Source organism: Microtetraspora fusca (assembly GCF_001570365.1).
Lineage (GTDB): Bacteria > Actinomycetota > Actinomycetes > Streptosporangiales > Streptosporangiaceae > Microtetraspora > Microtetraspora fusca.
Genome location: NZ_BBYK01000056.1, coordinates 40722 through 53655, shown reverse-complemented (window position 1 = coordinate 53655; position 12934 = coordinate 40722). Strand labels below are relative to the sequence as shown.

The window sequence follows — 12934 nt, the reverse complement described above, 5'->3', positions numbered from 1 at the left end:
CCATCCTCGCCGATGTGCGCCTACTTCATCGGGTGAGCTCCTCCGCCGCTGGGGATTCGGCGGGAGCCTGCCGGTTCTTCATGGTCAGGGCCAGAAGGATGGTGCAGGCGGTGAACGCCGCTGCGAGGGTGAAGGCCGCGGTGACTCCCTCGGTGAGGACCTGGTGGGCCGGCCCGCGTGAAGCGCGGGTGGCGGCGCCGAACACCGTGACGAGGATGGCCAGTCCCAGCGCACCGCCGATCTGCTGCATGACATTGAGCAGGCCAGAGGCGGCGCCGGCATCCTCGGCTCGGATCCCGGAGGACAACACGGTGGTGGCTCCTACCAGCACGATGCCCATGCCGAGGCCGGCGATCATCATGGGGCCGAGCAGCGCCGTGGCGTAGTCGGCCTGGGGCGTCAGCCGCGTCATCCACAGAAGAGCCACGGTGATCGCCGCCGCGCCGACGGCGATCAGCGTCTTGGCGCCCAGGCGTGGCAGCAGCCGGGCCGCCACGCCGGAAGAGACCAGGATCACGAGGGCCAGCGGCACGAAGGCGAATCCCGCCTGCAGAGGGCTGTAGCCGCGGACCCGCTGCAGGAACTGGGTGAGGAAGAAGAACATGCCGTTGCCCGCGGCCAGGACGAACAGCAGCACGACGTAGCCGCCGGCGCGGTTGCGGTCAGCGAACAGCCGCAGAGGGACGATCGGTTGCCGGGCACGGGACTCGACGGCCACGAACAGTGCGAGCAGGACGGCGGCCGCGCTGAGCGCGCCGAGGGTGACCCCGTCGCCGAAGTCCTTCTCGGCGGCGCGGATGAAGCCGTAGACGAGCGCGGTCATGCCGAGCGTCGAGGTCAGCGAACCCGCCAGATCGAAGCGGCCCGGGTGGCGATCGGTCTCAGTCATGAACAGCGGGGCCAGGATCAGCAGGACGATGCCGATCGGCACGTTGATGAACAGCACCCACCGCCAGGAGATCCAGTCGGTGAGCATGCCGCCGGCGATGAGGCCGATCGCGGCGCCGGAGCCGGAGACTGCCGCGTAGGCCCCCAGCGCCCGCGCCCTGCGTGCGGGGTCCGGGAAGCCTACGGTGATGAAGGCGAGCACGGTCGGTGCGGCAATGGCGGCGCCGATCCCCTGACCTGCACGGGCCGCCAGCAGCATCTCGGCCGAGGTGGCCAGCCCTCCGGCCAGTGAAGCGACGGTGAAGATGACGACCCCGCCGATGAGTGCCCGCCGTTGGCCGATGATGTCGCCCGCGCGACCGCCGAGCAGCAGCAGACCGCCGAAGGCCAGCATGTAGGCATTGAGCACCCAGGACAGGCCGGCCGCAGAGAAGCCGAGGTCGTGCTGGATGTCGGGGAGGGCGATGTTCACCACGTTGGTGTCCAGGATGAACATCGTCTGACAGATCAGCACGATGGCGAGCACCAGGCCGGGGTGGCGCTGGGGGCGGGAGGCGCCGGCGGGACCGGGCCCGGATCCCGCTGTCGCCATGTGCGTGCGCTGTTCGGTCATGGCACTCCTCAGGAGGTACGCGACAAAACGAGGAAGCTCCTCGGTTTCCGGTGAGCTAAAATATGAGGAGGTTCCTCGTTTTGGCAAACGTGTGGAGAGTCCCATGGCGGATCGATCAACGCAGACCCGGCCCGCAGGGCGCAAAGACGCACGACGCAACTACGAGCGTCTGCTGACGGCCGCCCGGACGGCTTTCGCCGAGCACGGCGTGGGCGCCTCCTTGAACGACATCGCGCGCACCGCAGGCGTCGGCAACGTGACCCTCTACCGGCACTTCCCGACCCGCCAGGCACTGCTGGAGGCATTGCTGGGCGAGAGCCTGCGCGGCCTGCACACACGCTCAGACGAGCTGCTCGCCTCCCCGTCTCCGCACCAGGCCCTGACCACCTGGCTCACAGCCGCGGTCGAGCACGCCATGGCTTATCGCGGCCTGGTCGACGCCCTCGTCGACAGCCTCGGCGACCCCGCATCCGAACTCCACGCCACCTGCCAAGCCGTCAAGACCGCCGGGGCGCAACTACTGGCCAGAGCCCAGCGCGCAGGAACGATCCGGCCCGACCTCGACGCTTCCGCCCTCTTCTCCCTGATCGCTTCGGTCGCTTGGGCGGCAGAGCGGACCCCCGCACACCGTGACCAACTTCTGGCCGTCATGCTCGACGGACTCCACCTCCGGGTAGACGAGCCGGACCAAACCGGCTGGGCCAGTGGGGTGTGAACGGGGCGGGGAGCGAGCGGCGCCAACTCTCTGTGCCGCTGGGCGGTCCGCCACGACCTGCTGGCGGCCAACCCGATCGACCGCATCGACACCGTCAAGGTGCCCAAGACCCCGCCCCGCCGCGGCAGCCGCGTCGGCAAGGTCCTCGCGGCGATCCGCACCCGGTGGCCGCGCAAGGACGTGCCGCTGGACCGGGGGCTGGCGCGGCGGGCCGTTCTCGGCCCGAGAGGGTCGCTCCCGGGAAGAGCGCGGCCGGCTGGATGGTTGTACGACCTGGAGCGCGGACCCCTGACACTCCGCCGGAAAGTGCTCCATCCGCGTGCGGGCGAGGACATGTCTGGGCCACGTAAAGGCTGAGATTTCCTGCTATGCCTGGACTCAAGAAAGTTGTTATTCCCATATGAAGGCCTTTGTCGGGGCAACGCGACCGAACGAAGGGAGCCAGGCTGACCGCCGCCCATCATGTGGAGCATCCGACCGCTGAAGGCAGTGACATCCTCCCTCGCCCTGGTGGCCCGCCTCGAAGGCGAGACATGGCGAGCGGGGGCGTCGGCGGCTGCCAAGATCCGCGGATGGGCGGGTGACCTCACGGCAGCGCCGTCCGGGCTGCTCACACCGTGCGGCGACGGGCTCTGCGGTCCTGCCTCGGCCACGGCCACGTGCTTCGTGGAAGCGCGCCCCGAGGGCCTGCCGCCGATCACCCTCGCCTACGAGCGGCACGGATCAGGCGAGCCGGTGGTCCTCCTGCACGGCATCGGATCGCACCGTCAGGCGTGGGACCCGATCGTGCCGTTGCTCATGGCGGAGCACACGGTGATCACGGTGGACCTTCCGGGTTTCGGCGACTCCCCCGACCTCCCGCGCGGCCTGTCCCGCGATCTGCCGACCATGGTGACCGAGCTGGGCGCCATGTTCACCGCGCTCGGGCTCGACCTGCCGCACGTGGCGGGCCACTCGCTCGGAGGGTTGATCGCGCTGCGGCTGGCCCAGGCCGGTCTCGTCCGGTCCGTCACCGCGCTCGCGCCCGCCGGGTTCTGGACCGAGGCCGAGCGGCGGTACGCGTTCGCCGTCCTGAGCGCGGCCCGCAACATCGCCCGGCTGCCGTCCTGGATGGTGTCCCGCCTCGCGGCGACCCCCATCGGCCGGGCGGCCCTGACCGGCACCCTCTATGGGCGGCCGGATCGCTGCCCGCCGGGCGAGGTCGTGACGTCGCTGGCCATCCTGCGCCAGTCCGTGGCGTTCAACGCCACCTTGCGCGCGGGGCGGGCTCCGGACCTCTTCGTCGGCGACATCCCCGGCGTACCGGTGACGATCGCGTGGGGCAGCGCGGACCGCGTCCTCTTCGCCCGGCAGGCGGCACGGGCGGCGGCGACGATCCCGGGGGCGCACATGGTGTGGCTGCCCGGATGCGGGCACGTGCCCATGAACGACGCGCCCGCGCTGGTCGCGCGCGTCATCCTCGATGCCACCCGTCCCTCCGGCCTGATCGGTGTGCACGCGCGCGACCTCCTTCTGGAGGGCGCCCCGTTCGGCGCGGAGGGCATCAAGGAGATCGCTGACGCCGCCGACGGACTTCCGCTGGTCTGCGCTGAATCCCTTCTGGCCGACGCGGCGGCCCGCCGGTGTCCGGACTGAGGAACGGGCGGGCTCGCGAGGGGCGCGGCGGTGAAGTGACCGACGGGTGAGTGGGCTCGCCCGCGCTGCCGGGTGACGGCTCGTCTTGTCGTACCCGGCCGATACGGTGCTCTCGTTCCCGCGCCCACCAGGGGCTTCCGTACGCGGGACGCGACGGTTGGTCCGGAACCCGAGGAGACCCGATGCCCGAGTTCGCCGTGCCCGACGAGCTGGCACAGCTCCTGCCCGACGACGGCAGGCACCGCGTGCTGGAGGTGGCCCCGCCCGACGGCCGGCTCGTCGCGCCGGATCCGTCCATGACGGACTCGGACGACGCGGCGGCCGATCGCCCCGTGCTGTGGATGAGCGCCCGGCCGGTGGACGCGGAGGTGTGGTCCGCGTTCCGCGCGCAGCATTCGCGATCGGGTCTCTGGCCGCTCCTCCTGTCCCACGATCTGTCGTACGGCGAGGACCGCCCGTGGGCCGACGGCGAACTCACGTACTGGCCGGTGGCCGAGATCGACCGGCACGACGCCGCCGGCTTCATGGCCGCGGAGTGGGCGAGCTGGGCCGAGGAAGGCGACGGGGACGACCAGGGTTTCGGCCTGAAACATCTCGAACCGTTCGGGCGCGAGTGTCCGGGCCTGGCCGCCGCGCCGGCCATGACCCGGGATCCCGCGGAGGTCGCCGACCGGTTCGCGGAGCACATGGCCGCTCGACCGGCGCATCTCGGCCTGGTGGCGGCGGAGCGAGGCGCCGACGCGCTGACCGCGATGGGCTGGCTGGGCCCGGTCAACCATCACGAGACGCCGCCGCTGTCGGCGATGCTGCGGAGCTGGGAGGACCGTTTCGGCGTCCGGGTGGTGTCCGTGGGCTTCGACACCCTCCACCTCAGCGTCGCCGCGCCGCCGACGACCTTGCCGGAGGCGCTGCACGTGGCGGCGGAGCATTTCGTGTTCTGCCCCGACAACGTCGGGCAGGGCCACCCGGACGGGACGCTCAGGTCGTACGCCGAACGGTTGATCGGCGCGAGCTCCTGGGACTTCTGGTGGGACTGAACACGTGACGGCGGATTACCCGGTTTTCCGACATTCCCCGCCCGGTTGAGCGGGACGACAAACGGTTTGAGTGGCCTGGGGGCGTTTCGCTACCGTGGCCCGTCGTGACATCGACCCCGGCATCCATGGACTGGCGCGCGGTCAACCGCGCCAACTGGGATGAGCGCGTCCCCATCCATGTGGCAAGCGACTTCTACGACGTGTCCGCCTTCGTCGCGGGCAAGGACGCGCTGCGCGACTTCGAACTCGCCGAGGTGGGGGACGTCGCCGGCAAGACCCTGCTCCACCTGCAGTGCCACATCGGTTTGGACACGTTGTCGTGGGCCCGGCGCGGAGCCGTCGTCACCGGCCTCGACTTCTCCGAGCCCGCGGTGGACGCGGCCAGGGACATCGCCGAGCGGATCGGCGTCGGCAGCGCCCGTTTCGTGGCCGCGGACGTCTACGACGCCGTGCAGGCGCTCGCTCCGCAGACCTTCGACATCGTCTACACCGGCCTGGGCGCCCTGTGCTGGCTTCCGGACATCGGGCGCTGGGCGCAGACGGCGGCCACCCTCGTCGCCCCCGGCGGCTTCCTCTACCTGGCCGAGTTCCACCCCTACGCCGACATCCTCGGCGAAGACGGGCGCACCGTCGCGTACGACTACTTCCACCAGGATCCGACCGTATGGGACGAGCCCGGCACGTACACCGACGGAAACGCCGAGATGAGCGCGCGCGTGACGGTCGAGTGGCGGCACGGCATCGGCGACGTCGTCAGTGCTCTGACGGCGGCCGGTCTCCGGGTGGAGTTCCTCCACGAGCACGACTTCACCCTCTTCGCGCACTTCGCGGCGCTGGAACAGGACGGCGAGCGCTATCACTTCCCCGCAGGACAGCCGCGGGTGCCGCTGCTCTACTCGATCCGCGCGAGCAAGCCGGAGTAGGCCGGAGTAGGCCGGCACGAAGACGGGCGCGGGAGATCGCCGTCGTACGACGCACGTCTCCCGCTGCCGCGATCACCGAAAGGCGGCGGGAGCTCTCAAGCTTCGTTCGCCTGACGTGTCGGCCTTGAGACGGGTGGTAGGAGACGGTGCCGCTCTCGACGATGTCGCCGCCGACGGTGAGTACGTCGACAGGCGGGGTGCGGAGGCGCTGACAGGAGAACGTTCACCTGCGAGAAGCGCGGGCCGGGTCGAACTCGCCCGCTGCTGCTCCGTCAGGTCGCCATGTGTGAGCCGCTTCCGCTGTTGTCGCTCAAGGCGAGCATGACGGCCAGCACCCCGAGCGTGCTGCCCATGACGACCCGCTGCGCCCGCAGCCAGGTGGGGCGGCGGGCGAGAAAGCCGGCGATGCCGCCGGCGGCGAGCACGATCGACAGGTTCACCGTGGTGGCGACGATTATCTGGAAACCGCCGAGAATGATGCCCTGGAGCAGCACATTCCCTTTGCCGAGGTCGATGAACTGCGGAATGACGGATATATAGAGGATGGCGATCTTCGGATTGAGCAGATTCGTCATCAGCCCCATCGCGAAAAGCCGGCGCGGCGGATCTGGGGGTATGTCCTGAACGGTGAACACCGAAACGCCGCCCGGCTTGACCGTCTTCCAGGCGAGCCACAGCAGATATGCGGCCCCGACCAGTCTGATCAGCGTGAGGATTTGCGGAACCGCGGTGAACAGCACCGCCAGACCGAGGTTCGTCCCGACCAGGTATATGAGGAATCCGGCCACGACTCCGGACAGCGACATGACTCCGGCCCGCCGCCCCTGGCTGATGCTCCGTGAAACGAGATACATCATGTTCGGCCCCGGAGAAAGCACCATTCCGAGAGCGACGGAAACCACGCCCAGAATCGCACTCTGTTCGACCATCGACGCCGCCTTCTTTCTACGATCGGCCCATACGGATCAGGGCATCGTGACGCACGAATGAAGGCCCACCTTTCGGAAGGCCATTCGCGCCGAATTGGAAGGCTGCTTTGAGGCTATTCCACCGAGCCGGCTGAGTGCAATATTTCTCATTGCACTCGGAGCAATGTTGTTTTGCCTTCAGTCGCTCTCCGCGTCTCCCTACGAGGTCAGCGTTCGAGCCAGCGGCCGACGCCTTCTGAGACGGCCCGCTCGTATACGGCGGCGGCGAGAGCGATGTCGTTCATGCCCATGCCGAAGGGGTTGATCACCACTCGCTCGTGCGCGGCGATGGGGCGGTGGTAGCCGCCGGACACCAGCACCGGAAGCTCCGCGTCCACCCGGCGTCCCCGCGCGTCGCCCGGAGCGTCCGGTGCGGCGGCCTTGCCCGCGCGGTACAGCCGGCCCAGGAGGCGGTGCGAGTCCGCGGCCACGAGAGCCCAGTCGTCCACGAACAGATGGTCGCAGCCCAGCAGGAGATCCTCGGTCGCGTCGTCGAGCGAGACGTTCACGAAGATCCCGCCGGGCGGGAGCCAGTCCAGCTCGACGTACGGCGTGGTGGTCGTGGTCACCGCCACCGTGATCTCCGCGTCGCGTACCGCGGCGAGCGCCGTTCCGACCACCTGCACGCGCATCCCGGCGTCGGCGGCGAACCGCTCAGCTCGGCCGCGATCGGCGTCGAAGACCGTGACGCGGCTCAGTCGGGGGCAGTGCTGGCGCAGCAACTCCAGGTGGGTGGCGGCCTGCCTGCCGCAGCCGAGGAAGGCCACGTGTCCCACGTCCGCGAGAGGGCGTACCGCCTCCAGGGCGACGACCGAGACCGCGGCGGTCCGCAGGGCGCTGATGCGCGCCCCCTCCATGAGGCAGCGCGGCATCGCGCTCTCGGGATCGTTGAGCACGATCAGGCCGTGCGCGCGGGGCAGGCCGTTGCGCTCGTTGCCCATGCTCGCGTTGATGATCTTGCAGCCGCGGTCGTCCCCGGCCCAGGCGGGCAGGATCAGGCTCCGGGCCGCGTACCCGTCGGGAGTGGTCCAGCGCAGGGCGGCCTCCGGCGACACGCCCGCGTTCCCGCGCCGGCTCTCCTGGAAGGTGGCCCGCACCACGTCGGTCACGGGGATCCGCGCGCAGAGCGCGGACACGTCGGCGCCGTTCAGGTACAGCAGGGCGTCATCGGGAACCGCGGCCATTCGAGTCCTCACCTTCAGCTCAGCCGGAGCGGAAAACGGAGCACCAGGCATGTCGCGCGCCGTTCGTCCGCCGTCGGGATTTCGCGATACTGCGCGCCGCCGCCCGGCGTGGGCAGGCGGCGTCGGCGCGGTCGCCGGGTTCCGGCGTGCCGCGCTGGTCGATGTCCCCGGGAGATGGCTGCACCCGCACTGAGTCGAAGGTGTACCGGGATTCCGGTTTCCGCCGGCCCCGGCAAAGCGACAGGGGCGCGGAGCGAGCAATCGGCGCGCCGCCACGTCGCCAACCGTCGCCTTTCCAGGGATCGGTCATGATTTCCGCCCACCGCAGTGAGGTCACGACGCCACCTCACCAGGCGACCGGGATTCGAAATCGTCGCCAATGGCGCGAGTGCGAGCGGAGATTGCACCGAGGGCGATCACGTCTGGGCGGTTCTCTCGTCCACGGTGGGTCACTCCTGCGTTCATCCGATTCAGTGCCCGGGTGTGAGATTTCTCGCCGACGCGGCTTCTTCGCGCGGGCAGACGACATATCGCCCGCCGGTCGCCCTGACGGGCGGCGGGGCACGATACGTCACTCCCGCCTTTAATGCCCGCTTAAGTATTAGACGGACAAGTCGGGACATCGTCAATAGGTCACCGATTGCGTCTCGCGCCACCGCCACGGCGCCGGTCACAAATACGGACGGATTCCCACCACCGATGGAGCAAGGCAAAAATCGATGGACGAAGGGCATCGGATACGTGTCCTGGCGGCATCGCCCGAAGGGCGAAACCGCGAACGCCGCCGTAGCCGAAGCCACTCGATCATGTCGGCGCACTCCCCCCGGACAAGAACCAAGCCCGGAACGGCGTACTCCCCCGCCGTCGGGAACCAGGCGCCCCGGCAGACGTCTCCCGGTCGCCCCCGCCCGGCGCGTTCGCCAACGTCGGTAAGCAAGGGCGTCCCCGGTCGCCCCCGCCCGCCCACTCACCGCCGGAAACGGCGCCGCCCGGGGGCGGAGGGACGTGTGTCCCTGCGCCCCCGGGCGGGGGGAAGCCGGGGCGGGAGGGGACGCCCCGGCCGGCTATCACTCGTGCGCGTGCTCGTACGCGGCCGCCTCGCCGTGCTCGGGCACGTTGCTGCCGCGCACCGCCGCGTACGGGGCGTCCTTGCCCTTGGCCCGCGGGTCGGCGACCAGCTCGGCGCACTGGCCGGCGCCGGTGACCCCGTTCGCCACGCCGGCGTCGGACGGTGCGGGGGTGTTGCCGCTGCAGGCGAGGCCGCCGCGCACGGAGGTGCCGGTGACGACCGGGGCGTCCACGGTGGTGTTGCCGGTCAGCCCGACCGAGCCGCGCAGGTCGGAGCCCGCGACGACGAGCTGGCCGGTGGTGCCGTGGATCGCGACGGATCCGTGCACGGTCGCCTTGAGCAGGTGGATCTCCGCGGCGCCGGTCGCGTTCAGCGATCCGTTGATCGCGCCGCCCTTGACGACCAGGGACGCGCCGGAGGCGACGGTCACCCCGCCGTTGATCCGGGCGTCGTCGAGGCAGGTGACGCCCGACCGCACGGACAGCGCGCCGTTCCGGGTGCCGGTGATCGTGGTCGTGCACTCGGGCGGTGCGGCGAGGGTGGTCACGGTGAAGTTCTTCGGCGTCCCGTAGTTGCCGCTGGGGTCGATCGACCGGTACTCGACGGTGTGCCTGCCGCGCGGCAGCTTGCCGTAGGTGAGGCTGTCGATGACCGTGCCCTTCTCGGTGAACAGCCACGGCTCGTCGGCGGACGTCGGCCAGCCGAAGTAGTTGAACCAGCCGTCGCCGTCCACGCGGGACTCGCGCACCACGTATCCGTCCCGGTCGTCCTTGCCGGTGAGGCGCATGGTGAACGGGCCGTTGAACACATAGCTCTCGCCGGACTTCGCCAGCGGCTCCGACAGCTCGTACTCGGTGGTGGGCGGGGTGTTGTCCACCGTCCAGGTGCGCGTGTCGCCGCCCGCCGAGGCGGTCAGCGTGTGGTTGCCGGGGGCCAGGTCGAGCGCGGACAGGTCCAGGACCGGGCCGGTCTCGCCGAGGGCGGTGCCGTCCAGAGCCCAGGTGACCGCGGGCACGGTGTCGTCGGGGTGGGTGGTCTCGACGTACACGACCTCGTCGTGGGCCACGGCGCGCTCGGTGGGGGTGGACGAGCGCAGTCCGGGTGCGACCTGGGCCGGCGTGGTGGTCACGGCGGTGTCCACCGTCCAGGTGCGGGTCGCGGTGAGCGCGCCGCCGCGGATGGCGGGGTCGCGGACGAAGTCCGTCTGGTCGGTCACGGTCGCCTTGACCGTGTGCGTGCCGGGCGCCAGCTTCAGGCTGCGCAGGTCGAGCGCGGCGCCGCGGGCGGACACGGCGGCGCCGTCCACGCTCCACGTGGTGGTCAGCGCGTGGCTGTTGGGGTGCAGCGGCTCCACCCAGAGGACCCGGTCGGCGCCGACCTTGGCCGTGGTGGGCGTGCTGTCCTGGATCAGGCTGGTCTTGGCGGCGATCCGCTGGGTCATCACCTCGCGGCCGACCTGGTCGTAGTAGTAGCCGAGCGTCCGCATGATCGAGTGCTCGCTCGGGCGCCAGACCTTGCTGCTGTAGTACAGGCCGCCCTCGTACCTGCCGATGGTGCCGCCGGCCTCGCTCGACTCGCCGAGCCAGCGCCACCACTTCTTCTGCTGGTCCTTCATCTGCTGCTCGGTGAGCAGGGTGTGGTGCGTGGAGCTGGGCTCGCCACCGGAGTACGGGCCGCCGTCGACGCCGCGGCTGTAGTACGTGTACTCGTCCTGCAGGCCGCCGAGCGAGTGGCCGATCTCGTGCGGCGCGATGAGGGCGGACATCGAGTTGTGCCCGGAGGAGGTGGCGTAGGTGCCGCCCGCTCCGCCGTACGTCCCGCTGTTGGCGAGGGCGAGGATCTGCCGGTTGGCGCTGTTCGTCCCGGCCACCTTGTTGGCGTAGGTGTTGGCCGCGGTGTTGCTCATGGTGATCAGCCGCTGCACGCTGGAGGCGCTGCATCCGCCCCAGAAGGCCATGCTCAGCGGGGTGTTCTTCTTGCCGGAGGCCAGGTCGGGGTCGCAGCCGATGCCGGACTCACCGGACACGATGTCCACCCGGTAGACGTTGAAGTAGTTCCGGTACGACTTGTACGGCTCGATGGACCACATCACGTTGAGCTGCTGGTCGGTGTCGGCCGCGAAGGTGGACAGCTCGTTCGCGGTGTAGCCGTCGCCCATGATGATCAAGTTGAACCGCTTGGCGGGGTCACCGGTGACCTGGATCGGGACCACGGTGGCGCTGCCGACATCGGCGGCCTGCGCGGGAGGGACGGTGATCAGAGCGGCGGCCAGCGGGACGGCCGCCAGGGCCGCGAGCGGCCTTCGTGCACGCATGGGGAGGGAACCTCCAGAGCGGGAAAGGGGGCGTGCCTGCACTATCGGGCTTCGCCGCTCCCCAGGCACATCCCATGTCGGGATAACTCCGGATTTATGGCTACGGTCGGCACAGATGCGTCGTCGCCTGGCTCTCGGCCGCGTCTCCCTCGCTGACCTGGGCGAAGTCCCGCACTCCAGCGAGCGCCCCGCCGCCCCGAACTCGTCGCGCCCGATCACGTGGAGACCGCGCGAAACGCCTGCGTCCGCCGACCCACCGATCACGTGGAGACCGCGCCGAACGCCGCGTCCGCCGACCCACCCGAGCACCGGAGGCCGCGCGGAACGCCCGCGGTCGCCGGCCCACCGGATCATCCGGAGGCGCGCGGAACACCTGCAGCCGCCGACCCACCTGATCGCCTCAACGGCGCGATGCGTCCCTGCGCACCCCCGCGGACGGGCCCGGCGGACCGACTTCCCGCCGAAAGCGCGGGCCGCCCACGAGGGCGAGGCCGGCGAGCGGGCCTCGGGCCGACGTGGGCAACGCGTGCACGGCCCCGCCTTTGGCTCAGAAGCGCGACGCTCGTGTCACCAAATATCAATTAATGGAGGGCTATATTGCTCGCGTTATGGTGGTGAAAGGAGGGGCCTGAGTGCAGGTGGAGCTTCGCCACCTTCGCGTCATCTGCGCCATCGCGGACGCCGGGAGCCTGAGCCGGGCGGCCAACGCCGTGGGTGTCTCGCAGCCCGCGCTCACCGCGCAGTTGCAACGCGTGGAGGGCGCCCTGAGCGGCCAGATCTTCCGGCGGAGCCGGCTCGGCGTCACCCCGACGCCCTTCGGCCAGTTCGTGCTCGCCCGCGCCCGGTCCATCCTGCTGGCCGTGGACGAGCTGGTCTCCGGCGCCGGCGCGTACGACGGCCGGACCGACGTGGCGCGGATCGGCGGGTACGTGACGCCCGTGCTGTCCGGCCTGGTCACCCGGCTCTTCAGCGTGCCCGACCTGTCGGTCACCCTGCACACGGAGTATTCGCCCCGGCTGCTGCTCGACCTGCTGGCCTCCCGGCGCCTGGACGCGGCGACCCTCGTCGACTATCCGGGCAACGAGCTGCCCGCGCCACCTTCGGTCGGCATGCGCCTGATCGCCACCGAGCCGGTCTTCGTGCTGATGAGCAGCGACCACCCGCTGGCCGGACGGGAGGAGGTCGATCTCGCCGACCTCGCCGGGGACGACTGGGTGATCTCGCCGCCGGACGGCGTCGGCTGGCCGGAGTGCGTCTACTCCGCCTGCCGCCAGGTGGGCTTCACCCCCCGCGTCCCGCACAGCATGACCGAGCAGGCGATGATCCGGCAGCTCGTCGCCGGAGGTCACGCGATCTCCCCCTGCCAGGCCACGGTGCAGGACGGTCCCGGGATCGTCGTGCGCCCGCTCGCCGGCACCCCGCTGTGGCTCAGGCACCTGGTGGCCTGGCGGCGGGACGGGCCGCTCGCCGCCCGAGCCGAGGAGCTGGCCGAGTTCGCCGCGCAGGCGCACCGCGAGGCCATCGCCGACCGCCCCCACTACGCCGCCTGGATGGCCCGGCACGGCGCCACCCCGCCCGCCGGATAGCA

At 70.6% G+C, this 12934-nt stretch carries 9 protein-coding genes; 5 read left to right on the top strand and 4 right to left on the bottom strand.

Annotated features, from left to right (window positions below):
- Positions 1-25 precede the first annotated feature (25 nt).
- Positions 26-1606, bottom strand: a complete 1581-nt coding sequence (locus tag AWQ68_RS25225; RefSeq protein WP_245656078.1) for an MFS transporter — start codon at positions 1604-1606, stop codon at positions 26-28.
- Here AWQ68_RS25225 and AWQ68_RS25220 point away from each other — a divergent pair.
- The 4 genes from AWQ68_RS25220 to AWQ68_RS25205 all read left to right on the top strand — a co-directional run bounded on the left by AWQ68_RS25220 (position 1605) and on the right by AWQ68_RS25205 (position 5811).
- Positions 1605-2216, top strand: a complete 612-nt coding sequence (locus AWQ68_RS25220) for a TetR/AcrR family transcriptional regulator (protein WP_066944370.1) — start codon at positions 1605-1607, stop codon at positions 2214-2216. The genes AWQ68_RS25225 and AWQ68_RS25220 overlap by 2 nt on opposite strands.
- 489 nt (positions 2217-2705) lie before the next feature.
- Entirely contained in the window at positions 2706-3851 is a 1146-nt protein-coding gene (locus AWQ68_RS25215) for an alpha/beta fold hydrolase (protein WP_245656077.1), read from the top strand.
- 182 nt (positions 3852-4033) lie between these two features.
- The gene (locus tag AWQ68_RS25210; protein WP_066944365.1) at positions 4034-4888 is read left to right on the top strand and encodes a DUF4253 domain-containing protein; all 855 of its coding nucleotides are present in this window, start codon (positions 4034-4036) and stop codon (positions 4886-4888) included.
- A 104-nt stretch (positions 4889-4992) separates the two neighbouring features.
- Positions 4993-5811 (top strand): class I SAM-dependent methyltransferase, encoded by an 819-nt coding sequence (locus tag AWQ68_RS25205; protein ID WP_306306826.1) that lies wholly within the window; start codon positions 4993-4995, stop codon positions 5809-5811.
- A 272-nt stretch (positions 5812-6083) separates the two neighbouring features.
- Here AWQ68_RS25205 and AWQ68_RS25200 read toward each other — a convergent pair whose 3' ends face one another.
- The 3 genes from AWQ68_RS25200 to AWQ68_RS25190 all read right to left on the bottom strand — a co-directional run bounded on the left by AWQ68_RS25200 (position 6084) and on the right by AWQ68_RS25190 (position 11346).
- On the bottom strand, positions 6084-6740 hold the full coding sequence (locus AWQ68_RS25200; RefSeq protein ID WP_066944358.1) for a LysE family translocator: 657 nt from the start codon (positions 6738-6740) through the stop codon (positions 6084-6086).
- 206 nt (positions 6741-6946) lie between these two features.
- Positions 6947-7963, bottom strand: a complete 1017-nt coding sequence (locus AWQ68_RS25195) for an ornithine cyclodeaminase (RefSeq protein ID WP_066944357.1) — start codon at positions 7961-7963, stop codon at positions 6947-6949.
- A gap of 1067 nt (positions 7964-9030) precedes the next feature.
- On the bottom strand, positions 9031-11346 hold the full coding sequence (locus AWQ68_RS25190; protein ID WP_066944356.1) for a M64 family metallopeptidase: 2316 nt from the start codon (positions 11344-11346) through the stop codon (positions 9031-9033).
- A gap of 632 nt (positions 11347-11978) precedes the next feature.
- On the opposite strand from AWQ68_RS25190, the gene AWQ68_RS25185 reads away from it, so the two are divergent.
- Complete coding sequence (locus AWQ68_RS25185) at positions 11979-12932, top strand: LysR family transcriptional regulator (protein ID WP_066944355.1); 954 nt, start codon at positions 11979-11981, stop codon at positions 12930-12932.
- Positions 12933-12934 lie beyond the last annotated feature (2 nt).